This window comes from Spirillospora sp. NPDC052242, assembly GCF_040679555.1.
Lineage (GTDB): Bacteria > Actinomycetota > Actinomycetes > Streptosporangiales > Streptosporangiaceae > Spirillospora.
In genome coordinates this window covers 23,800-46,589 of record NZ_JBFAUZ010000061.1, presented here as the reverse complement: position 1 = coordinate 46,589, position 22,790 = coordinate 23,800, and the positions used below count along the sequence as shown (strand labels likewise).

At 71.4% G+C, this 22,790-nt stretch carries 22 protein-coding genes and 1 pseudogene; 12 read left to right on the top strand and 11 right to left on the bottom strand.

The genetic code is table 11. The features are described from left to right. Positions 1-205 precede the first annotated feature (205 nt). The 5 genes from AB0L25_RS35770 to AB0L25_RS35750 all read right to left on the bottom strand — a co-directional run bounded on the left by AB0L25_RS35770 (position 206) and on the right by AB0L25_RS35750 (position 5,494). On the bottom strand, positions 206-598 hold the full coding sequence (locus AB0L25_RS35770; RefSeq protein ID WP_500177414.1) for a hypothetical protein: 393 nt from the start codon (positions 596-598) through the stop codon (positions 206-208). Continuing rightward, entirely contained in the window at positions 595-1,572 is a 978-nt protein-coding gene (locus AB0L25_RS35765; protein WP_500177413.1) for an ABC transporter substrate-binding protein, read from the bottom strand. The genes AB0L25_RS35770 and AB0L25_RS35765 overlap by 4 nt, the downstream gene beginning before the upstream one ends. 8 nt (positions 1,573-1,580) lie before the next feature. Next, a complete protein-coding gene (locus tag AB0L25_RS35760) occupies positions 1,581-2,420 on the bottom strand; it encodes an ABC transporter ATP-binding protein (protein WP_500177411.1) in 840 nt (279 codons plus the stop codon). A 1-nt stretch (position 2,421) separates the two neighbouring features. Further along, entirely contained in the window at positions 2,422-3,498 is a 1,077-nt protein-coding gene (locus tag AB0L25_RS35755) for a FecCD family ABC transporter permease (RefSeq protein WP_500177409.1), read from the bottom strand. 367 nt (positions 3,499-3,865) lie between these two features. Beyond that, a complete protein-coding gene (locus AB0L25_RS35750) occupies positions 3,866-5,494 on the bottom strand; it encodes a TROVE domain-containing protein (RefSeq protein ID WP_500177407.1) in 1,629 nt (542 codons plus the stop codon). Positions 5,495-6,391: 897 nt separating this feature from the next. On the opposite strand from AB0L25_RS35750, the gene AB0L25_RS35745 reads away from it, so the two are divergent. From AB0L25_RS35745 to AB0L25_RS35730, 4 genes and pseudogenes are all read left to right on the top strand, one after another. After that, positions 6,392-7,042, top strand: a complete 651-nt coding sequence (locus AB0L25_RS35745; RefSeq protein ID WP_500177405.1) for a DUF6338 family protein — start codon at positions 6,392-6,394, stop codon at positions 7,040-7,042. Then, positions 7,042-7,188, top strand: a complete 147-nt coding sequence (locus AB0L25_RS35740; RefSeq protein ID WP_500177403.1) for a hypothetical protein — start codon at positions 7,042-7,044, stop codon at positions 7,186-7,188. The genes AB0L25_RS35745 and AB0L25_RS35740 overlap by 1 nt, the downstream gene beginning before the upstream one ends. A 240-nt stretch (positions 7,189-7,428) precedes the next feature. Next, positions 7,429-10,700: pseudogene (locus tag AB0L25_RS35735) on the top strand (CHAT domain-containing protein). 166 nt (positions 10,701-10,866) lie between these two features. After that, positions 10,867-11,829: a YobF C-terminal domain-containing protein gene (locus AB0L25_RS35730; protein ID WP_500177401.1), complete on the top strand. Its 963-nt coding sequence runs from the start codon at positions 10,867-10,869 to the stop codon at positions 11,827-11,829. Between the two features lie 225 nt (positions 11,830-12,054). On the opposite strand, the gene AB0L25_RS35725 is transcribed toward AB0L25_RS35730, so the two are convergent. Genes AB0L25_RS35725 through AB0L25_RS35715 form a run of 3 tightly spaced genes read right to left on the bottom strand, consistent with a single transcriptional unit; the run spans position 12,055 to position 13,642 of the window. After that, the gene (locus AB0L25_RS35725; RefSeq protein ID WP_500177399.1) at positions 12,055-12,228 is read right to left on the bottom strand and encodes an NAD(P)-binding protein; all 174 of its coding nucleotides are present in this window, start codon (positions 12,226-12,228) and stop codon (positions 12,055-12,057) included. After that, on the bottom strand, positions 12,225-13,331 hold the full coding sequence (gene arsB, locus AB0L25_RS35720) for an ACR3 family arsenite efflux transporter (protein WP_500177397.1): 1,107 nt from the start codon (positions 13,329-13,331) through the stop codon (positions 12,225-12,227). The genes AB0L25_RS35725 and arsB overlap by 4 nt, the downstream gene beginning before the upstream one ends. Continuing rightward, positions 13,328-13,642, bottom strand: a complete 315-nt coding sequence (locus tag AB0L25_RS35715; RefSeq protein ID WP_026403494.1) for an ArsR/SmtB family transcription factor — start codon at positions 13,640-13,642, stop codon at positions 13,328-13,330. Before AB0L25_RS35715 ends, arsB begins: the two co-directional genes overlap by 4 nt. An 81-nt stretch (positions 13,643-13,723) precedes the next feature. Between AB0L25_RS35715 and AB0L25_RS35710 the strand changes: the two genes are divergently transcribed. Genes AB0L25_RS35710 through AB0L25_RS35700 form a run of 3 tightly spaced genes read left to right on the top strand, consistent with a single transcriptional unit; the run spans position 13,724 to position 15,197 of the window. Next, positions 13,724-14,446 (top strand): arsenate reductase/protein-tyrosine-phosphatase family protein, encoded by a 723-nt coding sequence (locus tag AB0L25_RS35710; RefSeq protein ID WP_500177396.1) that lies wholly within the window; start codon positions 13,724-13,726, stop codon positions 14,444-14,446. Beyond that, on the top strand, positions 14,443-14,754 hold the full coding sequence (locus tag AB0L25_RS35705) for a three-helix bundle dimerization domain-containing protein (RefSeq protein WP_500177394.1): 312 nt from the start codon (positions 14,443-14,445) through the stop codon (positions 14,752-14,754). The genes AB0L25_RS35710 and AB0L25_RS35705 overlap by 4 nt, the downstream gene beginning before the upstream one ends. After that, positions 14,751-15,197 (top strand): arsenate reductase ArsC, encoded by a 447-nt coding sequence (locus AB0L25_RS35700; RefSeq protein ID WP_500177393.1) that lies wholly within the window; start codon positions 14,751-14,753, stop codon positions 15,195-15,197. The genes AB0L25_RS35705 and AB0L25_RS35700 overlap by 4 nt, the downstream gene beginning before the upstream one ends. A gap of 113 nt (positions 15,198-15,310) precedes the next feature. On the opposite strand, the gene AB0L25_RS35695 is transcribed toward AB0L25_RS35700, so the two are convergent. Continuing rightward, the gene (locus AB0L25_RS35695) at positions 15,311-15,718 is read right to left on the bottom strand and encodes an ArsR/SmtB family transcription factor (protein ID WP_500177391.1); all 408 of its coding nucleotides are present in this window, start codon (positions 15,716-15,718) and stop codon (positions 15,311-15,313) included. 95 nt (positions 15,719-15,813) lie between these two features. On the opposite strand from AB0L25_RS35695, the gene AB0L25_RS35690 reads away from it, so the two are divergent. Continuing rightward, positions 15,814-16,890: a flavin-containing monooxygenase gene (locus AB0L25_RS35690; protein WP_500177389.1), complete on the top strand. Its 1,077-nt coding sequence runs from the start codon at positions 15,814-15,816 to the stop codon at positions 16,888-16,890. Between the two features lie 50 nt (positions 16,891-16,940). On the opposite strand, the gene AB0L25_RS35685 is transcribed toward AB0L25_RS35690, so the two are convergent. Continuing rightward, a complete protein-coding gene (locus AB0L25_RS35685; RefSeq protein WP_500177435.1) occupies positions 16,941-17,294 on the bottom strand; it encodes a metalloregulator ArsR/SmtB family transcription factor in 354 nt (117 codons plus the stop codon). 89 nt (positions 17,295-17,383) lie between these two features. Here AB0L25_RS35685 and AB0L25_RS35680 point away from each other — a divergent pair, with 89 nt between their 5' ends. The 3 genes from AB0L25_RS35680 to AB0L25_RS35670 are packed head-to-tail and all read left to right on the top strand — an operon-like array spanning position 17,384 to position 20,476. Then, on the top strand, positions 17,384-17,545 hold the full coding sequence (locus AB0L25_RS35680; protein ID WP_500177387.1) for a hypothetical protein: 162 nt from the start codon (positions 17,384-17,386) through the stop codon (positions 17,543-17,545). A 44-nt stretch (positions 17,546-17,589) separates the two neighbouring features. Continuing rightward, positions 17,590-19,182 carry an FAD-dependent oxidoreductase gene (locus AB0L25_RS35675; protein WP_500177385.1) on the top strand — a complete coding sequence of 531 codons (1,593 nt, stop codon included), beginning with the start codon at positions 17,590-17,592 and terminating at the stop codon, positions 19,180-19,182. 7 nt (positions 19,183-19,189) lie between these two features. Beyond that, positions 19,190-20,476: an MFS transporter gene (locus AB0L25_RS35670; RefSeq protein ID WP_500177384.1), complete on the top strand. Its 1,287-nt coding sequence runs from the start codon at positions 19,190-19,192 to the stop codon at positions 20,474-20,476. Positions 20,477-20,563: 87 nt separating this feature from the next. Here AB0L25_RS35670 and AB0L25_RS35665 read toward each other — a convergent pair whose 3' ends face one another. Next, positions 20,564-21,535 carry a glycoside hydrolase family 113 protein gene (locus AB0L25_RS35665; RefSeq protein ID WP_500177382.1) on the bottom strand — a complete coding sequence of 324 codons (972 nt, stop codon included), beginning with the start codon at positions 21,533-21,535 and terminating at the stop codon, positions 20,564-20,566. A 229-nt stretch (positions 21,536-21,764) separates the two neighbouring features. Here AB0L25_RS35665 and AB0L25_RS35660 point away from each other — a divergent pair, with 229 nt between their 5' ends. Continuing rightward, the gene (locus tag AB0L25_RS35660; RefSeq protein WP_500177380.1) at positions 21,765-22,523 is read left to right on the top strand and encodes a DUF6008 family protein; all 759 of its coding nucleotides are present in this window, start codon (positions 21,765-21,767) and stop codon (positions 22,521-22,523) included. Positions 22,524-22,790 lie beyond the last annotated feature (267 nt).

Here is a 22,790-nt window from a genome sequence, read left to right as displayed (position 1 = left end):
CCGGAAGGGATATGAATACATTGCCGACGTAAAGACAGCCGTCCGGAAGGTGATGCGGACGGCCCAGGGCACCGCTCTCATGGTGGCGCACCGGGCCTCCCCCGCCGCCGACGAGGTGGTCCTCCTGAACGACGGCAAGCAAGGCGCCGTCCCTCGAGGCCGGGCGACGTCGGCGGGCGGCGTTCGTCCCGAAGTCATCCGACCATCACGAGCCTTGGGCGGGGGACGGCTCCGGCTGAGGGCTTCGCGCGGTGATCAGGTGCTGCAGGGTACGGCGGTAGTTCGTCGCGACGCCGTGGACGCCATCGAGCTCGTAGAGTTCCGTCAGCGGAGTGACCTCGACGTCCGCGAAGCCCGCGGCGACGATTCGCTCCTGCCAGGCGGCGATGGTCAAGGCGGCGTGGCCGGTGCCGGTGCCCACGTCGAGGACGGTGTCGATGTCGTCCGGGAACGCGTCCTGCCAGACCCGGGTCCAGGCGGCGTTGTAGTCGGGGTGCGCCAGCCGCTGCTCCTGGAACTGCTGGTAGGCGGGGGCGTGCTGGTCCCAGTACCAGGTGATCTGGTCCTGGATCGGCGAGTTCGACGGCACGGGCTTCACTTCCCCTTGAAGTAGGTCGCCAGGCGCTCCAGACCGTCCAGGACCAGAGGCGTGGGCGGTTCGGTGAAGTTGAACAGTTGCACCGTGACCGCGTCGTTCTTCACGGCACGGAGATCGTCGGCGCCGGGGATGTCGAGCAGAGCCTGCTCGATCTCCCGGTCGGTCCCATCGGTGTGCAGCAGGACGATGGCGTCGGGGTCGCGTGCCAGCAGTTCCTCCATCGAGACTTCGAAGACGCGCTTGTCGACGTCGGCGAACACGTTGCGGGCGCCGAGCGTCTCGAGCTGCGGCGTGGCCATGCTCTGCTTGCCGTAGGCCCCGACGGTTCCTTCACCTCGGTAGGGCCACAGCACGGCGACCTTGCGGCCGTTCTGATCGGGCAGCTCCGCTTGAACGGTCTGGATGCGCTTTTGGAGGTCCTTGACGGCCTGCTCGGCCTTCTCCTGCCGGTCGAAGACCTTGCCGTACAGCCGCATCTGCTCGTAGATCGTCTCGTAGCCGGGGTTCTGGATCCCGTCGGGGCAGAAGCTGGGCTCGTTGAGCACGGGAATGCCGACGGCGGCGAGGGCTTCTCGCGAGACGCCGTCCGGCAGGCCGAGCACCAGGTCGGGTTCCTGGGCGATGATCGACTCGGTGGAGATCTTCAGGTGCCCGTCGGAGCCGAGGCGGTCGGTGAGGGAGGGCACCTTGTTGACCGCGGCGAGGGTCTCTTCGGAGTAGTACTCCGGTGGGAACTGCCCGGCCCGCGAGGCCAGCTTGTCGAGCACACCGAGCGTGGACAGGTACTGCAGCGGCGCGCTGTTCACGATCATGACGCGGGAAGGGGGCTCCTCCACCCTGACGTCCACCCCGCAATTCTCGACGGTCAGGGGGTAACTCATCGTGTCGCCGCCCGCCCCGGAGCCGGTCGAGCCGCAGCCGGTGAGCGCGGCGGCCAGCAGACCGGCCGCGGCCCAGGCGAGGTATCGCTTCATCAGGCGGATTACTCCTTGCGGTGACCGGCACGCCGTTCAGGCCGACCGGAGGTGGAGACCGACGCGGGGGTGCTCATCGGCTCTGACACGGCGTCGAGCGGGTGGAAGAGGAACTGGATGCCGCGGGACGTCTCGAGACGCTCGACGCCCACGCCGTAGACGCCCTGGAGCAGTTCGGCCGTCAGCACGTCGGCGCAGGGCCCGTGCGCGACGACGTCGCCCTCCTGCAGCACCAGGACGTCGTCGCAGTAACGGGCGGCCAGGTTGAGGTCGTGGAGCACGATGACCGTGGTGATGCCGAGCCCGCGGATCAAGGTGAGCAGCTCGTGCTGGAAACGGATGTCGAGGTGGTTGGTCGGCTCGTCGAGCACCAGATGGGTGGGCTGCTGCGCCAGCGCACGCGCGATCATCACGCGCTGCTTCTCGCCCCCGGACAGTCCGACGAAGATCCGGTCCGCGAGGTGCCGTGCGCCGACCCTGCGCAGGACGGCCGCCGCGATCCGGTGGTCCTCCGCGCCGTTGCGCGAGAACATCGCCTGATGCGGCGCCCGGCCGAGCATGACCATGTCGGCCACGGTCATCGGCAGGTCGCCCGACGACTCCTGCAGCACGACGGCGACCTGCCGGGCGAGCTCCCGATTGGTGAAGGAGTTCAGCGGACGCCCGTCGAGCAGCACCCGGCCGCTGCGCGGGGTCACGATCCCGGTGAGCATCCGCACCACCGTGGTCTTGCCGCTGCCGTTGGGGCCGAGCAGCCCGAGGACCCGGCCCGACTCGGCCCGCACATCGATATCGCGCACCACGGTCGTCGCGCCGTACGCGTAGCTGAGCCCGACTCCTTCGATCATTTCACTCGCTTCCGGCGTGCATGCGGCGGACCAGGATGAGCAGGAACGGCGCGCCGACGAGCGCGGTGATGATGCCGATCGGCAGCTCCTGCGGGCTCAGGACCATGCGGGCGGCCAGGTCGGCCCACAGCAGGAAGGTCGCGCCGGTCAGCGCGGCGACGGGAACGGCCCTGCGGTGCGTGGCCCCCACCATGCGCCGGGCCAGGTGCGGGATCACCAGCCCGACGAAGCCGATGCTGCCCGAGGCGGCCACCAGCACCCCCACGGCCAGGGACACCAGGACCAGCAGCACCAGCCGGAACCGCGTCGGCGAGACGCCCAAGGTGTGCGCGGTCTCGTCACCGATCGCCAGCGCGTCCAGGCGCCGTCCCCACAACGTGAGCAGCGTGGTCACCAGGGCGACGGCGACCAGGACCACGACCAGCGGCGCCGACCAGTGCGCCAGCGCCAAGGTGCCCAGCAACCAGAACAGCACCGACCGGGAGCCCTCGGCCGAGTCGGAAGCGAAGATCAAGAAGCTGGTCAGGGCGTAGAGCGCGTACCCGACGGCCACCCCGGTCATCAGCAGCCGCGTCGAGGTGATCCGCCCGGCCGCCCGCGCGATCACGAAGACCAGCAACGAGGCGGCGAGCGCGCCCAAGAACGCCGCGATCTGCAGCGCGTGCTCTCCCCACCCCACTCCGAACCCGAACAGGATCGCGGCCGCGGCACCCGTCGAACCACCCGAGTTGACCCCCAGCAGGTACGGATCGGCCAGCATGTTCCGCACCATCGCCTGCAAGGCCATCCCGGTGACGGCGAGCCCGGCACCGACCGCCGCACCGAGAAGCACACGCGGCAACCGGACCCGCCACACGATCGCGTCATGCGACGACCGCCAGGTGACCTCGGCCGGGCTGCCGATCAGATGATGACCGACGATCTCGAGGACGGTCAGCGGCTGAACGGACACCGAGCCCATCCCCACCGCCGCGACGACCGTGCCGCAGAAGACCGTCAGAAGCCCGAGCAGAAGCAGCAGGTAACGACGCCGGCGGGACGCCGCTCCCAGATCGTCGAGGTCAGGTGTCGGAACCACAGCTGACGGGACCACCGATGACGAACTCATGCATCCCCTCGGCTACTGCAGTCAATATGCAATAACTAACGGGATGCAGGAGGGCCCTGTCAAGCAAGATCGTTCTGTGACGAACCACGCATCCGGAACCGATCGCCGCACCATGCCGAGCAAGGACGACGGCTGTGTGGTTGGGGGAAGCTCAGCCAGGTCCGGCAGGACGCTGGTGTAGGCGTCCGATGGTTGTCGAGCGTCGGCCTCTTGGCCGCGATCTCCGCGAGGACGGACGCGGGCTTCAGGTGGCGATCAGCATCGCGTCACGCCGGTCAACGCCGGACAGAGCATCCGGGGCCTCGCCGTATGAGGTACGGCGAGGCCCGGGAGCGCTTCACAGCCACGGCCAATCGGCGTTACGTCCGGCCTCCAGGAGCGGGATCATCCGGAAGGTCGCGTCCGTCATGCCGCCGAGTTCGTGACGGGTGCCCGAGCCGGTCGGTATCGCGCCGTGCCGGTAGCCGGCGAGGTTGAACCCGTACATCGGCACGTGCTTCGGCGCGGCGTCGGCGACGTTGCCGGCCCGGCCTCCGTGGAACGTCTGCATGTCCGACAGGATGATCACCCTGTCGTGGCCGGCGTAGGTCGCCCGCACCGACTCGGCGATCCGGGTGCCGTGCCCGACCTCACCGACCCGCTTCACGAGACGGTCGACCTCGCGTAGCACCGACGCTCCGCGACCGACGTCGTGGCGGAACGTGCGGTCGGCGAACCCGTGGAGGTCGACGGCGTTGCCACGGGCCGCGAGGGTGACACCGAAGAGGGCCGCCATCTGCGCGTAGTTCATCTTCGACCGCTCGGAGACGCCGCGCGACGTCATGGACGCCGAGGTGTCCACCAGCACGAGCGTCCGGCCGGGGAAGGCGGGCACGTTCGCGGTCGCCGTGGTGAGCGCCTTGTCGAGGGCGTGGCCCCACCGCAGTGACGGAGCCGCCAGGTACGCCGAGAAGAACCGGAACGGGAACTGCCGTGACCGCGCGACCTGCTCGGGATCGGCGAGCCTCGCCGCGACGGCCTCGGCGACCTCGTCGCTCACGCCCGCCTCGTCGAAGTTGCGCAGGTTGCGCAACAGCGCCATGTACCCCATGGAGGGGATGAGCGCTTCCCACAACCGGGCCTTGTCGACCTGGGAACCTGCCAGCGACAGGGCGTTCTCCCACGTGAGTCCGGCCTGCCGGAGCGCCTCCCCGTCCAGCACCCGCTCGGGCCGCTCGGCGGCGGACTCCAGGAAGGCCAGGTTGAACGCGAGAGTGCCGAGGACGTTCGGGTCGGGCGCCGTGGCGCGGTTGTGCCGCCGGTCGAGGGCGTACTGGAACAGGTGGCCCTGCCACGCCTTCTCCGGCGCGAGCGAAGGGTGGACGAGGTCGATGACGTCGGCGAACCGGAAGCCCTTGCTCGCGGTGTCGTACTTCAGCAGCGACCGCTCGTCGTAGAGGCGCTGGACGGCGTCGGCGACACCGCGCTTGACCGGCTTGGGAATCGCGCGGCCGTAGGTGGACGTCCAGTAGGCCAGTAGCTCGCCCGGCTCGTCCGCGCGACGGCAGACCACGTCGATCACTCGCCGGTCGATGCCACGCGCGGGCAGCGAACCGTCGAAGTCGTCGATCATGATCGGATCGGCACCGGCGTCGAGGCGAGCCTTGACCATCTCGCAGGCGCCCACAAGCGGCGCGCTGCGCATGTTGCCCTCGGCACGCAGCCACTTGAGCATCCGGAGGAGCCAGAGCGGGTCATCGAGGGCGACGCGGTGGACGAGTTCGCGATACCGGGCGTCGCGGTCGTCGGCCTTCTCGTAGAAGGTGCTCTCGCCGACCATGTTCGCGACGGCCAGGAGGAAGAGCTCGCCCTTGGCGTCGCGGACGTATCCGGGGGCGCCCTCATGGGTGCGACCGGACGGCATCGCCTCGCCGCGAATGGGGCCGGAGACGGCGGGGCGAACCGCGGGACGGTTGAACTTCGCCATGAGCAAGAGCTCCCTTCCATGGACGGAGGGAGCCCTTGAAGAATTCGCGGGGGCGCCCGAGATCAGAAGTCGGCCACGGTCCGACAGGTCCGGTGCTCTTACCGTGCTGAGCTACGCCGTCTCGTCCTCGTGCGAGGAGTTGCGACGGCGATGGGATTTGAACCCACGCCCTCCGGATTACAAAGGAAGTATCCGTGGCCTGCGCACCGGGCACCCGCGAAGCATGTGCTCCCTCCCGAGATCAAGGCGGTGTACGGAGCAGCCCCGCCAGATGGGGCAACAGGCCCATGGGGGGCCTGCAAGGAATTGAACCTCGAAGTATCCGTTCACCTGCGCACCGGGAGGTGCGTATTCAGTTGTGGTCAAAGGGCGCACCCGAGATCAAGTCGGTGAGGGGAACGTTAGCGCTCTGCCGATTGAGCTACACGAGCCGTGGCTCGCGGCGGGACTCGAACCCGCAACCGCTCGATTTTCAGTCGAAGTAACCCTCGCCTGCGCACCGGGCGCGATCTGAAGTTGTGGACCCTCCGAGATCGAGGACGACCTCGGGTTCGAATTTCTTGTCGAGAGAAGTAACCCGTGGCCTTCGCACCGGAAGGGCGATGTGTTCAGCAGACCAGAGAACGGCTCGCGAACTCAACCGAATTTATGGATTCCGCCCTTGGTGCACGCCGGCCCACCACCGGGGCGATACGGGTGAGCGACCAGACGGATGCACGCGAACGAGTCCTCCGGCACGGGGCTGGGAGCTGCGGTGCCCCGCTTCGGGCACGTCCGCCCCTCTGGTCCTGCGCTCCCGCTGATCAGGCGACGACCGAGGCCGCGGAAAGGGGTGTCCTGCCGACCGTGGAGTCAGTAGCGTGATCGGACGGAGACCGTGAGACATGGGGGTGGTGCGTGCAGGCGCCCGCGACCGTCGTGCAGCTCGCGCTGCTCGTCCTTCTGGTGCTGCCCGGGGTCACCTACCAGTTCGTCCGGGAACGTCGCCGCGGGCCGGTGCCCGGTGAGCGTGATCTGGGCGAGCGGGTGCTGCGGGCGATCGTCGCGTCGATCGCGCTGGACGCCCTGTACGCCGTGGTGGCGGGGCCGGCGCTGGTTCGCCTGGTTCGGGGCCCCGGCGGTGGCTGGGACGGCTTCGTGGAGCGGCCGCGGGTGGTCGGCTTCGTCGCCCTGGTGCTGTTCCTCGTCGTGCCGGCCGTGGCGGCGGTCATCGTTTCCCTGGTGGATCGGCGACGGCGCAAGTCTCGGTTCCTGCGCACGCCCAGCGCCTGGGACCATGCGTTCCGCGACCGCGAACCGTGCTTCGTGCGCGTGCGGCTCAAGGACGGCAACTGGGCGGGCGGCTGGTACGGCAACCGGTCGTACGCCTCCTCGTATCCCCACCCGGCCGAGCTGTACCTCGAATCGGCGCGTGTGATGGGCGCCGACGGGTCGTTCGGCGCGCGCGTGCAGGGGACGGCGGGCCTGCGGCTGCGGGCGGAAGACTTCGACGTGCTGGAGTTCATCGAAGCCGGAGAACCGGCGGCTGCGCCGGGGAAGGAGCGGTGATGGCGGACGAACCCGAGCTCTCGCCCGAAGAGGCGGCGCTGCTGGAGCAGGCCGCGGAACGCGGCTACACCCCGAAACGCCAGGTCGCCGAGCCGGACGAGGCGCCCGGCGGACCGGCCGGCACCTCGCAGGGCAACGAGGACTGACGCGTGGGCGGCGGGCCCGCGGACGGCCCGGCCGAGCGTTTCCGGGAGGCGTTCGACGTGGCCCGGCACAGCGCGGACCCCGCGTCGGTCGAGAAGGCGATCGAGCTCGGCAATGCCGTGCTGGCCGCCGAGGACGTGGCCGATCGCCGCTCGGTGCTGTCCAATCTCGGGGGCCTGCTGCAGACCCGCTACCACCAGACCGGCGACTTCGAGTTTCTGCAGGAAGCCGTCCGGAAAGTGATGGAGGCTTACCTCCTGGCGTACGAAAGCCCGGAGGATTCGGCCGCCTTCGCGAACAACATCGGCATGCTGCTGCACACCGCGTTCGGGCGGAACCAGGACCGCGGAACCCTGGGCGAGGCGCTGGAGTGGAGCCGGACGGCCGTCGACGAGGGGCCGTCCACGAAGAAGGCGTTCTACCTGGGCAACCTCGTCGTCGCGCTGCGGACGGCGTTCCTCGTGACGAAGAACCCCGACCCCTTGGCGGAAGCCGTCGAGCACGCGCGGGCCGCCGTCGCGTGCTCCCCCGATGACGCGATCACCGCGAGGAGCCTGCACTTCCTCGCCGTCGTCCTGCGGGACTGGTTCCGCGAGACCGGGGAGACCGGTGTCGTGGACGAAGCCGTCGACGCCGCGCGGCGAGCGGTGGAGCTCACGCCGGCCGGGTCGTCCGACGTGCTCGACCGGCTGAGCAACCTCGCGTACCTGCTCGACGACCGCTACCGGGCTCGGGGAGCGCGGGACGATCTGGCCGAGCTGCTCCGGGTCCGGCAGGCGCTGGTGGCCCATACGCCGGTCACGGACCCTCGGCACTCGCGGAACCTCGTCGAACTGAACGCCACGGAACGGGACTGGGCCGCGCTCACCGGCGAGCGTCCGGAACGGGCCGGCGGCTGGGAACGCGCCGATACCGAAGCCGAAGCGTGCGGTCGGCTCGCCGCCGAGTTCAAGCAGACCCGGGACGAGGCGCTGCTGGAGCGGGCGATCGAGCTCGGGCGCTCGGTGGCGGCGGCGACCCCCGTCGGGCATCCCCGCCGCGGCGTGCGGCTGGACCACTTCGCCGCGGCGCTGGCCACCCGCGGTGAGGAGTTCGGGGACCACGCCGCGCTCGCGGAGTCCGTCGCCGTCGAGCGGGAGGCGATCGCGTGCACGTCCGCGGGCGATCCGTTGCGGGTCCTGTTCATGGGCAACCTCGCCGTCAACCTGAACGCGTTGTTCCACGCGACCGGAGACCTGACCCACGTCGTGGAGGCGATCGACGTCGCTCGCCGTGCCGCCGAGGCCACCGCCGGGCAGGGCGACCACCCGCGTTCGCTCGAGATCCTCGCCGTTGTGCTGCACAACCGGTTCCGGGTGACCGGCGAGCTGCAGGTGCTGTCGGAGGCGGTCGGCCACGCGCGGGAGTCCGTCCGCCTCGGCGAGAGCCTGGTCGCCGGGCAGGCCCAGCGGCTCTCCAACCTTGGCGCCATGCTGTCCGACCGGTTCACCAGGACGGGCGAGGCGAGCGTGCTCGACGACGCGATCGACGCGCACCGCGCGGCCGCGGACGTGACGGCGGACAACGACCCGGACCGGGCGGGACGGCTGGCCAATCTCGGCGGTGTGCTGGAGAAGGCGTACGAGAACTTCGGCGACCGGAACGCGTTGCGGGACGCGATCGCCGCGCGTCGCGCGTCCGTGGCCGCGACCCCGGAGGACGACCCGCACTGGCCCCGGTACACCGCATACCTGGCCGCCGCGCTCGGCGACTGGTGCACGAACCCCGTCGCACCCGCCGACGCGCGACGGGAGCCGCCGGATCCGCAGGTCCTCGCCGAGGCGGTCGGCCTGGCCCGGACGGCGGCGCGGAGGTCCGAGCAGGACGCCTATTTCCGGGCGGGTTTCCTGACCAGCGTCGCCAATGTCCTGGCGCTCGGCTTCCGGCACCTCGGCGACGCCGAAGCGCTGACCGAGGCACTCGACTGCTACCGGGAGGCGGCGACGTCCACCGGATCGCCGGCGAGGAGCCGGGCGGACGCGGCAGACCGGTGGGGCGCTCTGGCCGCCGAAGCCGGGCGGTACGACGTGGCCGCCGAGGGGTACGCCGCCGCGGTCCGGCTGCTGCCCCGGCTCGCCGGGCGCCACCTGGGCCGCGAGGACGCCCAGTACTGGCTCGGCAGGTTCGCCGGGGCGGCCGCCGACGCGGCCGCGTGCGCCCTGGCGGTCGGCGACGAGGTGAGCGCGGTGACCCTGCTCGAATCCGGGCGCTGCGTGCTCGCCGCCCAGGCGCTCGACAGCCGCGGCGATCTTTCCGACCTGCGCGAGCGGGCGCCCGACCTGGCCGAGCGTTTCCTGACGCTCACCGCGGAGTTCGAAACCGACACCGCGAGCGACCGCGTGGCCCTCGCCGACGAGCTCGACGCGGTGACCGACCGGATCCGCGCCCTGCCCGGGATGGAACGGTTCCTGCGGCCCCCGCTGCTCACCGACCTCACCGCGCAGGCGCACGAGGGCCCGATCGTGTACGTCAACGTCAGCCGACACCGGTGCGACGCGCTGATCGTCACTCCGGACGGTGTCCGGTCACGCGCGCTGGACGGGCTGAGCGAAACGACCGTGAATCACCGCGTGCGCGCTCTGCACACCGCGTTCACGGAGGGGCGGCTGGCCGCCGAGCAGGCGGTCCACGACACGCTCGAGTGGCTGTGGGACACCGTCGCGGGCCCTGTGCTCGACGACCTGGGGCTGACGGCGGAACCGGCGGCGGACGGTCCGTGGCCGAGAATCTGGTGGGCCCCGGTCGGGACGCTCAGCCTGCTCCCCCTGCACGCGGCGGGCCATCACCGCACCGGCGGACCCGCCCTCCTCGACCTCGTCGTCTCCTCGACGACGCCGACGATCCGCGCTCTGGGCCACGCCCGCGCGAACCACCGCGACGACCGGAACGACCCGCGGCTGCTGGTGGTCGCGATGCCGCACACTCCGGACGCCCCGGACCTGCCCGGCGCACAGGCCGAAGCCGACCACCTGGCCGCACTCCTGCCCGACGCCACGATCCTGGTCGGCGCGGACGCCACTCGCGACGCCGTCCTCGACGCCTTGCCGGCCAATGGCTGGGCGCACTTCGCCTGCCACGGGTACAGCGACCCGGGCAACCCTTCGGACAGCCACCTCGCGCTGCACGACGCGCCGTTCCGGGTGCTGGACCTTTCCCGGCTGCGCCTGCGGAACGCCGAGTCGCCTTCCTGTCCGCTTGCGACACGGCCCGCACCACCGCGCGCCTGTCCAACGAGGCGATCCACCCGCTGGCCGCTTTTCAGATAGCCGGGTTCTCCCAGGTGGTCGGCACGCTCTGGCGCGTCCACGACGCCGTGGCGCCAGCCTTCAGCCGGCAGATCTACGGCGAGTTGATCGCGGATCGATCCGGTGCCTTGTGCGCGTCGGCGGCGGTCCACCGCACGGTCAGGCAGCTCAGGACGAACTATCCGAACCTGCCGTCGGTGTGGGCCGCACACGTCCACGCGGGTGCTTGACCACGCGCTACACCCCCGAACGCAAACGGCCGCCTACCGTAACCAGACCCGCGGCGGGATGCTCAGTCGACATCGGGGCGGTCGGAGTCGGCGGCGAGAGACTCCCAGAAGTCGACGTGGGCCTGCTCGTGCAGGATCCCGAGCCCGCATAGCCGCTTCCGATCCAGTGGCGTTTTCCGAGGAAAACTGGCACGCTGCCGCGATGTTCCACATCTCGTACCGGGGATCGGGCCCGTACTGTTATGCCAACTCGCTGGCCATGATGATGGGAGCCGACGCACCTGACCCGAGGCTGATCGAGACCGTGACCGGCAGTCCGTTCGGCATGCAACTCGTCGGCGGCGCTCTGCCGTTCTTCGACCCATACGGGTGGACTCCCGAGATCGGTGTGCGGGATGCCCTGGCCGTGCTCGGATGGAGCGCACGCACCCACAGCGGAGGCGACGCCGACCGTGCGCTCGTTCGGCTCACCTCGTTGCTGGAGGCCGGGCCGGTCATGGTCGGCCCTGTCGAAATGGGATATTTGAGCTATCAGCCCGGTAAGACGGGCCCGATCGGCGCCGACCATTATCTCATCGCCATTGGCGTACAGGGAGGCCACATTACTTTGCACGATCCCCAGGGCTATCCATACGCGCGGCTTCCTCTGCCCGACTTTATGGACGCCTGGCGGGCCGACACACTCGAATACGGTCAGCCGTACACGATGCGCACCGACTTCACCCGGGTCGCCCGTGTCGGCGTCGACGCCGCCGTCGCCGCCGTCCTGCCGAGGGCGATCGCCTGGCTCACCGCCGCCCCGCAGCAGTCCATGCCTCCAGGCAGTCTCGCCAACGGCCACGCCGCTGTCGCTCTGGCAGACCTGCTCGACGCCGGCGAGGAGGATCTACGCGAGCACCTCGTCCACTTCGCCGTCCGCGTCGGTGCCCGGCGGCTCACTGATGCCGCCACCTGTCTGCACCGCGCGGGGTGTACCGCCGCAGCGGCCACATTGGACCGCCAGGCTCGCCTCGTCGGCGCCCTGCAGCATTCCGTGACCACCGGCGACACCCGCACCGCCGTCCAGACCCTGCACGCTCTGGCTCCGACCTACGACACCCTGCGCACCGACCTAGAACGCAGCCTCTGACATAGGGCCGCCCGCCCCGACATCCGCCTGGTCGCCGCCCCGGACCCGTCGTAGGTGCCGGTTCCAGACGCCTTCGAGGACGACGACCGTGTCCGCGTCGGCCTGCCGCAGACGGTGAAGGGAAAACGCCCTCGCCGGCACCGACGAGGGCGAGCACCTCGGTGAAAGTGGCGGCCGTGGGGCGGGCTCGGTCGTCGTCCGGCGGGCGTGGTGTGCGGGCGAGAACTAGTGGAGTGAGGGCCAGGCGTGCCTCCATGCGCCGCCGGGCTCGTCCTGCGCGTCGAGGGTCGCGAAGTCCAGGCCGGCGCGGCGCAGGTAGAAGCCGGCGGCCGGCCCGGCCTGGCCGCCGCCGATCACCACGGCGTCGACCGGACCGGGTTGAACGGACGCAGGGGTCAAGCCCGTTCTCCCCGCGATTCGGCCGATCGTGAGAGGGCGCGGCGGCGCAGCCAGAGGGAGACGTACACCAGGGCGACGAGGACGGGCACCTCGATGAGGGGGCCGACGACGCCGGAGAGGGCCTGCCCGGACGTGACGCCGAACGTGCCGATCGCGACGGCGATCGCCAACTCGAAGTTGTTGCCCGCGGCGGTGAAGGCGAGCGTGGCGGTGCGGTCGTAGGGCAGGCCGACGCCGCGCCCGAGGGCGTACGAACCGCCCCACATCACCGCGAAGTACACCAGCAGCGGCAGCGCGATGCGCGCCACGTCGGCGGGCCGCGAGGTGATCGTCTCGCCCTGGAGGGCGAACAGGATCACGATCGTGAACAGCAGCCCGTACAGGGCGGTGGGGCCGATGCGCGGCAGGAAGCGGTTCTCGTACCAGTCGCGGCCCTTGGCCTTCTCGCCGAAGCGGCGGGTGAGGTAGCCCGCGAGGAGGGGGACGCCGAGGAAGACCAGCACGTTGACGATGATCTTGCCGGTGGAGAAGTCCAGGTCGTCCTGGGCGAGGCCGAGCCAGCCGGGCAGGATCTGGAGGTAGAACCAGCCGAGGGCACCGAAGGCGATCACCTGGAAGACGGAGTTGAGGGCGACCAGGACGGCGGCGGCCTCGCGGTCGCCGCAGGCCAGGTCGTTCCAGATGATGACCATCGCGATGCAGCGGGCCAGCCCGACGATGATGAGGCCGGTGCGGTACTCGGGCAGGTCGGGCAGGAAGATCCAGGCGAGCGCGAACATCACCGCCGGGCCGACGACCCAGTTGAGGACGATCGAGGAGACCATCAGCCTGCGGTCGCCGGTCACGGCGTCGAGGCGGTCGTAGCGGACCTTCGCCAGCACCGGGTACATCATGACCAGCAGCCCGAGGGCGATCGGCAGCGAGATGCCGCCGACCTCGACCGCCGACAGCGCGTCGTCCATGCCGGGGACGGCGCGGCCGAGGAGGAGCCCGGCGGCCATCGCCGCGATGATCCAGACGGGCAGGAAGCGGTCGAGGGTGGACAGCTTGCCGACCAGTCCGGCTTCGGGGGCCGGGGCTTGGGCGGTGGGCGATGACGTCACGGGCAGGGCCTCTTCCGGGTCTGGGCGCGGGCGGCCTCGGCGGCGCCGGCCAGTTCGTCCAGCCGGGCGGACGCGGCCCGCAGCGGCTCCGGACGCAGCCGGTAGTAGGTGAACCGGCCGCACGGCTCGGTCTCCACGAGCCCCGCCTCGCGCAGCGCCCGCAGGTGGTTGGAGACGTTGCTCTGCCGGGCGCCGGTCTCCTCGACCAGGTGGCACACGCACAGCGCCTCGACGGCCAGCAGTTCGACGATGCGGGCGCGCAGCGGATCGGCGAGCATCCGCGACACATCAGTCTTGGGTGATATCAGCACAGGCTGATGATAGCCGCAGCGCCCGAATGCGCGTATTCGCTCCTGCTTGACCGGGGGGATGCCTCAATCTACATTGACTCAATGAATGCTGAGCAATCTGGCCTGGTGCGGCGGGCGGCCGTGCACGCCGCGCTCGCCGAGCCGGTCCGGCTGGCGATGGTGGACGCCTTGGCGTTGCAGGACGTCTCGCCGAAGGAGCTCGGCGCACGGCTCGATCTGCCCTCCAACCTGCTGGCGCACCACCTCGGGGTGCTGGAGCGGGCGGGCCTCGTCGTCCGGGGCCGATCGGAGGCCGACCGCCGCCGCAGCTACGTCCGCCTGGTCCCCGAGACGCTGGACGGCCTGACGCCCGCGGCCGTGCGACCCCTGCCCCGGCCGTCCCGCGTGGTGTTCGTGTGCACGCACAACTCCGCCCGCTCCCAGCTCGCCGCGGCGCTCTGGACGCGACGCAGCCCGGTGCCCGCGGCGTCGGCGGGAACCCGGCCGAGCCCGCGGGTCCATCCTCGGACGGTCACCACCGCACGGGCCCACGGGCTCACCCTCCCGGCGCGGGGCACCGCGCACGTCCGGGACGTCCTGGAGCCCGGCGACCTCGTCGTCGCCGTCTGCGACAACGCCCACGAGCAGCTCGAGCGGCGTTCCGGGACGCCCGCCGAGCGGGCGCGCCGCCTGCACTGGTCGGTCCCCGACCCGGTGCCCGCCGACACCGACGCGGCCTTCGAGGAGGCGCTGGCCCTCATCCGGCACCGCGTCGGACGGCTCGCCACGGCCGTCGGCACGGCCCCTCCGGGGTCACCGGCGTGAACAGGACCGGCGAGCGGGCGGTGTTCGAGCGGATCGCGGCGCGACTGGCGGTCCGGTTCCACGGCCTGGCCTCGGCCGAGACGATCGGACGCCTGGTCGCCGACTCCTACGAGCGGCTGCGGGCGACCTGGTGGTCACGCTCGGCCGCGGCGGCGCGTGCCCGGTGCCGCCCGGCATCCGCTACCTCGACTGGACGGTCCCCGACCCGGCCGGCCGCCCCCTGCACGGAAGTCCGCCGCATCCGCGACGAGCTCGACCTGCTGGTCACCGACCTGCTCACCACCATCCGGCACAAGGAGAACACATGACCGAGAGCCCCGCCGCCTCCGAGACGGGCGGCCCCGAGACGTCCGCCAAGCCGAGCGTGCTGTTCGTGTGCGTCCACAACGCCGGACGCTCGCAGATGGCCGCCGCCTACCTCACCCACCTGGCCGGGGACGCCGTCGAGGTGCGGTCGGCCGGGTCCGAACCGGCCGACCGGGTGAACCCGGCCGTGGTGGAGGCGATGGCCGAGGAGGGCATCGACGTCTCCGCCGAGACGCCCAAGGTCCTGACGATCGACGCGGTGCGGGCGTCCGACGTGGTCGTCACCATGGGCTGCGGCGACACCTGCCCCGTCTTCCCCGGCAAGCGCTACCTCGACTGGAAGCTCGACGACCCGGCCGGGCGGGGCGTCGAGGCGGTCCGTCCCATCCGCGACGAGATCCGCACCCGGATCGAGGCGCTGATCGGCGAACTGACCGGCCCCTGACCGCCCGCCGGAGGCGCTGACCACACCGCTCGGCCTCCGGCGGCCGACCGTCGGCCACCACGCACCGCGTCGCCGAGGCGGCGACTGCTCGTGGTCGCGGCGCGCACCCGTGGTCAGCCGGACGGCTCGGGGTTCGGCGGCGGGCAGCAGGCGTGCAGGTACGTCCGCAGCTCGGTGAGGGACGCGTCGACGGCGGCGGAGTCGATGCGGTAGTGGACCTGCTTGCCGACCTTGCGGGAGGTGAGCAGGCCGCCGCGGCGCAGGATCGCGAGCTGCTGGGACGCCGTCGGCTGCGCGATGCCGAGCCGTTCGGCGACCGCACCCACGGTGATCTCGACGCCGCCGGTGAACAGCTCGAGCATCTGCTGCCGCTGCTCGCTGGCCAGCGCCTTCAGGAACTCGCGGGCGCCCGGGCCGAGCGGCGCGGCGCCACCGCACCCGGCCGGGGACTCGTCCCGGTCGCCGTCAGTGCCCGACGCGTCCCGCTCCGCCGGACCTCCGGCCACGGATCGTGTCGTCACCCGGTTCCTCCCGTCCTCCGGCCCGGCCACGGCCTCCCAGCCTACGCGACACATCGTCATATTGACATATAAGAATGTGACGATATGTTGCGGTCATGAGCACGCACACCGCATCACTGATCGTCATCGGCGGCGGGCAGGCGGGGCTGGCAACGGCCCGCGTCGCCCGTGACCTGGGCTTGGCGCCGATCGTTCTGGAGGCCGCCGACCGGCCCGAGGGATCCTGGCCGCACTACTACGACAGCCTCACGCTGTTCTCGCCCGCCCGCCGCAGCGGTCTTCCCGGTGCGGTCTTCCCGGGCGACCCCGACCGCTACCCGACGCGCGACGAGGTCGTGGAGTACCTGTCGGGCTACGCGCGGCGGCTGGACGCCGACGTCCGAACCGGCCACCGGGTCGAGCGGGTGTCCGCACCGGACGGGCACGGGTTCCGGGTCGCCGTGTCCGGCGGGGAGGAGTTGACCGCGCCGCTGGTGGTCGCCGCGACGGGGGCTTTCAGCCGACCGCACCGTCCCCCGCTCGCGGGCCTGGACACCTTCGACGGGACGGTGCTGCACTCGTCCGACTACCGGCGTCCCGAGCCGATGGCGGGCAAGCGGGTGGTGATCGTGGGCGGCGGGAACTCGGCGGTGCAGATCGCCATCGAACTCGCCGCGGTCGCCGACGTCACTCTGGCCACCCGCCACCCGCTGCGCTTCATGCCGCAGCGGATCGCCGGACGGGACGTGCACATCTGGCTGCAGCGCACCGGCCTGGACACCGCGGCCTGGGCCAAGCCCCTGCTGACCGGCGGCAAGGGCACCCCGGTCATGGACACCGGCACCTACCGCGCCGTCGTCGCGACCGGCAACCCCGACCGCCGCCCGATGTTCGCCCGGCTCGATGGTGACCGGGTCGTCTGGGACGACGGCACGCGCGAGCACGTCGACGTCGTCCTGCTGGCCACCGGGTACCGGCCGGGCGTGGACTGCCTCGCCGGCCTCGGCGCCCTGGACGGCGAGGGACTGCCGCGCCACCGCGGCGGCGTCTCGACCACCCGCCCGGGGCTGGGATACGTGGGGCTGGAGTGGCAACGCTCGTTCGCGTCGGCGACCCTGCGCGGGGTCGGCGCCGACGCCCGCCATGTCCTGACCCGGCTGCTCAAGCAGTCCAGGCCGGACGACAGACGCTGACGCGGGCCGCGAACTGAGGCCCCGCTACGATCCGGCGGGACGCGCGAAGGTCAGGTGCCGGTGAGGACGGGCAGCGCGAACAGCCCCGACAGGCGGGTCAGCTTCTCGGGCACCACCCGGTAGTACACCCAGGTGCCGCGCCGCTCGCCCTCGATCAGACCGGCGTTGCGCAGTACCTTCAGGTGGTGGGAGATCGTCGGCCCCGACAGCTCGAACGGCCCGGTCAAGTCGCACACGCACGCCTCGCCGTCCTCGGCCGAGGCGATCATGTTCAGCAGCCGCAGCCGGACCGGATCGGCCAGCGCCTTGAACACCCCGGCGAGCTCGGCGGCCTCGTCCTCGCGCATGAGCGGACCGCTCAACGGCGCGCAGCACACCCCGTCATCGACGGCACCCTGTCCCATCAACTTAGACATGCATCTAATTTGACACCCTTCTAGCCAGCGAGGCAAACTAAGTACTACTTAGATGGATTTCGAATCAGGAGGTCGCGGTGAAGACCTTGTTCGCCCGCATCACCGCCCATCGGCCTGACCGCCGGCGCGTCGGGGAGATCACCTTCCGGGACGGCCGCGGCGAGGTCTGCACCCGCGCCTGCCGCTCGACCGCCCACCGCGACCGCGTCACCATCGCCGCCTACCGCGCCCGCCTGTGACGCGCCCGCCCGGCAACAGGTTTGCTCTCACCTAGGAGGATCCAATGAACGACGAGACCAGCCCGGAGGAGCCCACCGCTCAGGCAGGCTGCTGCGGCGCCGGCGCTTCCCCCACGGACACCGGTCAGCCGACGGCCACGGCCGTCACCGCGGAACGGACCGGGGCCCGTGACGTCCCTGTCGCCGGGCCGGTCGTGGTGATCGGGGCCGGGCCGGTCGGACTGGCCGCCGCCGCGCACCTCGCCGAACGCGGCCTCGACTTCTTGGTGCTCGAAGCGGGCGACCAGGTCGGCGCGGCGATCCGCGAGTGGGGCCACGTCCGGCTGTTCTCGCCCTGGCGTTACGACACCGACGCCGCCGCGCGCCGCCTGCTGGAACCCACCGGCTGGGTCCTGCCCGACCCCGACCACCTGCCCACCGGCGCCGAACTCCTCGACCGCTACCTCCTCCCCCTGTCCCGCGTCCCCGAACTGGACGGACGCGTCCGCACCGGCACCCGCGTCATCGCCGTCGCCCGCCGCGGCGCGGACGCCACCCGCACGATCGGCCGCGACCGCCGCCCCCTGCTCGTGCGCGTCCGCGAAGCCGGCGGGACGGTCCGCGACATCGACGCCCGCGCCGTCATCGACGCCTCCGGCACCTGGAGCAACCGCAACCCGCTCGGGCACTCCGGCCTGCCCGCCCCCGGCGAGGACACCGCCGCCGCCCACATCACCGGCCCGCTCCCCGACGTCCTCGGCCGCGACCGCGCCCGCTTCGCCGGACGACACACCCTCGTCGTCGGCATGGGCCACTCGGCCGCCGGCACCCTCCTCGCCCTCGCCGAACTCGCCGAGACCGAACCCGGCACCCGCATCACCTGGGCCGTCCGCGCCACCTCCGTCGCCCGCCTCTACGGCGGCGGGGACGCCGACGGGCTCCCCGCCCGCGGCGCACTGGGCACCCGGCTGAAGCAGGCCGTCGAGGCCGGGAAGATCGACCTGGTTCGCGGCTTCACCATCACCCGCCTGGACGGCGACGGCCCCGTCACCGTGACCGGCACCACGGCGGACGGCGAGCACGCCGTCACGGCCGATGTCGTCGTGCCCGCCACCGGATTCCGGCCCGACCTGGACATCCTCCGCGAGATCCGCGTCGAACTCGATCCCGCGACCGAGGCGCCCGTCCGGCTCGCGCCGATGATCGACCCGAACTTCCACTCCTGCGGCACCGTCCCGCCGCACGGCGAGCGCGTCCTGGCCCACCCCGAAACCGGCTTCTACCTGGCCGGGATGAAGAGCTACGGCCGCGCCCCGACCTTCCTCATGGCCACCGGATACGAACAGGTCCGCTCCATCGCCGCCGCACTCGCCGGCGACCGCGAGGCCGCCGACGACGTCCGGCTCGACCTGCCGGAGACGGGCGTGTGCTCCACCGACCTCGTCACGGACGACCTCCTCGCCGGCGCCCGTGACGACGGCTGCGGCACCTCCTGCTCCGCTGAAGCGACCCGGCCCGCCACGGCGGACGAGCTCGTGTCCTCCTGCTGCGGCGCACCGGAGCCGGTCGCGATCGGGATCGGCGCACCGGCCGGACTCGGGTTCGCCACCGGGCACGCCCACGGCCACTCGGGCGACGCCGACCGCGGCGAGTCCTGAATCAGCCGTGGGTTCCGCGTCCTCGGCTCCGGTCCCGGCGGCTTCGTCCGCCGGGACCGGCCGGCGCCTGCGCGGCGTCCTGATCGCCCTGTGCGTCACCGAGATCACCAGCTGGGGCGTCCTCTACTACGCCTTCCCGGTGCTCGCGCCCGCCATCACCGCCGACACCGGCTGGTCCACGCCCGCGATCACCGCGGCGTTCTCCGCCGCGCTCGTCGTCGCCGCCCTCGCCGGCATCCCCGTCGGGCGCCGGCTGGACCGCCGCGGCCCGCACCTGCTGATGACCGCCGGTTCCGTCCTCGCCACGATCGCAGTGATCGGCCTGGCCGTCGCGCCGTCGCTCGCCTGGTTCGCCGCCGCCTGGCTCGTCGCCGGGATCGCGATGTCCGCCGTGCTCTACCAACCCGCGTTCGCCGCCCTCACCCGCTACTACGGTCCCCGGCACCTCACCGCGCTTACGACACTCACCCTCGTCGCGGGCCTGGCGAGCACCGTGTTCGCGCCGCTCACCGACGTACTGTCCGGCCACCTGGACTGGCGCGACACCTATCTCGTCCTGGCCGCCGTTCTGGCCTTCGTCACCATCCCCCTGCACGCGCTCGCACTGCGCCGCCCCTGGCCGACGCCGCCCGATCCCCCGACCGACCACGGTGACGCCGCCGGGACGCGGCACATCACGCACAGCCGTCCCTTCTGGATGCTGACGGCCGCACTGACCCTGTCGGCGTTCGCGATGTACGCGGTGCTGATCAACCTCGTTCCCCTGCTCACCGACAGGGGCGCGTCCCCGACCGTCGCGGCTTGGGCGCTGGGGCTGGGCGGTGTCGGCCAAGTCGCCGGGCGCCTCGGCTATGGCGCCCTGACCCGCCGGACGAACGTCCGCAACCGCACCGCCCTGGTCCTCGGCCTGTCGGCCGTCACCACCGCGGCCCTCGCGGTCACGCCCGGCCCGGCACTCCTGCTCATCGCCATCGCCGTCCTGGCCGGAACCACCCGCGGGATCGCCACCCTCCTCCAGGCCACCGCCATCACCGACCGCTGGGGCGCCACCCACTACGGCACGCTCTCCGGCCTGCTGGCCGCCCCGGTCACCATCGCCGGAGCCGTCGCGCCCGCAGCCGGCGCCGGCCTGGCAGCGGCCCTCGGCGGCTACCCCGCCTTGTTCGCGGTCCTGACCTTCACGGCCGCCGTCGCCGCAGCCCTCGCTCTGGGCAGCATCCCCGCCGCACGCACGCCCCCAGCCGACTCCCCGGCGTCGCGGGACGTGCAGTCCCGAGACGCGTCCTCGGAGTGATGTCGGACCGCGACCATCTGAGGTTCCCCCAGAGCACGGCCCGGATGTGGCGAATTCGGACGGGCGTCGGCGCCATCCCCCGTGCCGCTACACGTTCGCACGTCCGTAGCGGCGCGCGACCTCGTGGAACGCCTCTTTCGGCTCCCAGTCGGGGGCGTCGGCGGCTTGCCTCACCACACCGAAACCGGCCATGTCCAGGTCGCGGCGCGGGTCGGGATGGTGGGGGAAATCGGGCATGGAGAAGGTGAAGACGAAGGCTCCGTGGACGCCTTCCGCCGTGTAGAGGTCGAGGAGTTCGGCCAGGTAGTCGGCCTGCGTGCGCTCGTCCCGCACGTGGCCGTCCTTGACGCGGGGCGGGTCGGCGAACCAGTTCACGATCATGAACGAGGCGGGTCCCCGCCGCTGCGCGCCCCGATGCGCCCCGCACCCGAACTCGGTGATCACCACCGGCTTGCCGTTCTCGCGCAGCAGGGCCCGCAGCCGCTCCCGGTAGCCCGCGAGGTCGTCACCCTGGCGGTAGAGGTTGACGCCGACCACGTCGAACCCCGACCAGTCGACCCGCTCCCAGGCGCCCGCCGCGTACGTGACCGGTCCCTGGAACGCGCGGCGGGCCACCTCGACGGCCTCGGCGAGCAGCGCGTTCAGCTTCCGCGTGATCCGCCGATCGAACAGGCGCCGCAACCGCGGACGCACCAGCACCTGGAGGCGGACGAACACGCGCGGCCCCGGGATCATGCCCGCGGACGTCAGCGAGAACTCGCTGCCGACCAGGAGCGTGACCCGGCCCGGATACTCAAGGCGCAGCTTCTCGGCTCCCGCCGCCGTCTCCGCCAGATGAGCCAGAAGCTCCCGGCGCGGACGGTCCTGCAGCGAGGGCCGGACGTAGACGTCCAGCCCGGCCTCCAAAGCGCATCGCGCAGCCCGCATCTGCTGCGGGACATCGGTCCCGATCAGCATCACCGTCGTGCAGTGCAGGTCCGCGGCGATGGCGCGCAGATCCCGGCCCACGAGCTCGCTCGGCCTGTCGTCGACCGTGTACGAGATCCCCTTGACGTCCACGCCCCGTTGCCCCTTCGCCGCACCTGCCGCCTGCCTCCCACGCTAGGGACGCCCGCCCGCTCCGGCATCGTCCACCCGGCCATCGCCGAAAGACCAAAGTCGACCCCCGCCGCACCGTCCCCCCGCGGCAGCACGTCGTCCGATCTGCCCGGCCTGCGCGGCGTTCCTGGGGGAATTTACCTTTTGCCCTACTTCAATAAGATGTAGTAGGTCGATACGAGGAGGCGCCATGCACGACCACCCATCGATGCACGACCCGTCGATGCACGCTCCGTCGGTGTCCGTGTGGGACAACGCGGGGACCGCGCTGCTCATCCTGTGGACGGTGGCCATGTGGGCGGCCGTGCTGGTGCTCGCCTATGCCGATCGCAGATCCGTACACCCCTGGTCGTTTCGGGTGGCCACCGCGGTCATCGGCCTGGGTGTCGTGGGGCAGCTGGGGCACATCCAGGAGCACATCGCCCAAACCGGCTACTGGGTCATGAATCCCAACTCCGAGGCATGGATGACGCCTCTGGGCACCGGGCTCGCCGAGGGCTTCGGTCAGATCGACACGTCCAAGCCGGCGCTCGGCATGGAGGTCCTCCACTTCACCGGCAACCTGCTCTTCCTGGCCGGCATCGCCGGGGTCATGCTGATCAGCCGGCGCGCACTGGGAACGCGAACGCGCAAGTGGGCGAAGATGGGGATGTGGATGCAGGGCGTCCACGGTGTCGAACACGCCGTGCTGACGCTGTCGGTGGCGCTCGGCGCGACACAGGCGATCGGCATGTCGACCTGGTTCGGGCTCCTCGACCCCGGGCCGGGGCTGTGGACCTACCGGATCTGGTGGCACATGATCGCCAATCTCCTGGGCACGATCGTCTTCGGCATCGCGCTGTACCACCTGTGGCGCGAACGCGACCAGATCAAGGCCGCCCACCGGACGGCCGAGCCGACGGCCGAGCCGACGGCCGCACCGGTGGCCGTTCCGGACAGGCTGCGGTAGCCGATCTCGCACGCGCGGCGGTCCTTTTCGGCGAGTAGACCGGACCATACGGCGGCTACGCTCGAAAAACCGTCTACTTCTGCGGCGTCGAACGTTCCAACAAACGGTTACAGAATCTTTCGATGCCGGTTGCATAATTCTCGATTCTAGGTTCTCATCGAGGGGCACTCGTCTTCACCGGGGGACTGCACAGAAAGGGCAGCCACGTGGCTGGAGTCCAGCACGTCGAAAGAACCTCGGAATCGCCTTCCCCGCCCGCAGGGCGCC

What these genes read in the sequence shown, in the direction of transcription:
- AB0L25_RS35675 (WP_500177385.1), top strand. Translation starts at nt 17,590, where the DNA reads ATGAACGACGAGACCAGCCCGGAGGAGCCCACCGCTCAGGCAGGCTGC.
- AB0L25_RS35740 (WP_500177403.1), top strand. Translation starts at nt 7,042, where the DNA reads ATGGCGGACGAACCCGAGCTCTCGCCCGAAGAGGCGGCGCTGCTGGAG.
- AB0L25_RS35750 (WP_500177407.1), bottom strand. Translation starts at nt 5,494, where the DNA reads ATGGCGAAGTTCAACCGTCCCGCGGTTCGCCCCGCCGTCTCCGGCCCC.
- AB0L25_RS35690 (WP_500177389.1), top strand. Translation starts at nt 15,814, where the DNA reads ATGAGCACGCACACCGCATCACTGATCGTCATCGGCGGCGGGCAGGCG.
- AB0L25_RS35685 (WP_500177435.1), bottom strand. Translation starts at nt 17,294, where the DNA reads ATGGGACAGGGTGCCGTCGATGACGGGGTGTGCTGCGCGCCGTTGAGC.
- AB0L25_RS35760 (WP_500177411.1), bottom strand. Translation starts at nt 2,420, where the DNA reads ATGATCGAAGGAGTCGGGCTCAGCTACGCGTACGGCGCGACGACCGTG.
- AB0L25_RS35765 (WP_500177413.1), bottom strand. Translation starts at nt 1,572, where the DNA reads ATGAAGCGATACCTCGCCTGGGCCGCGGCCGGTCTGCTGGCCGCCGCG.
- AB0L25_RS35660 (WP_500177380.1), top strand. Translation starts at nt 21,765, where the DNA reads ATGCACGACCACCCATCGATGCACGACCCGTCGATGCACGCTCCGTCG.
- AB0L25_RS35710 (WP_500177396.1), top strand. Translation starts at nt 13,724, where the DNA reads ATGAATGCTGAGCAATCTGGCCTGGTGCGGCGGGCGGCCGTGCACGCC.
- AB0L25_RS35700 (WP_500177393.1), top strand. Translation starts at nt 14,751, where the DNA reads ATGACCGAGAGCCCCGCCGCCTCCGAGACGGGCGGCCCCGAGACGTCC.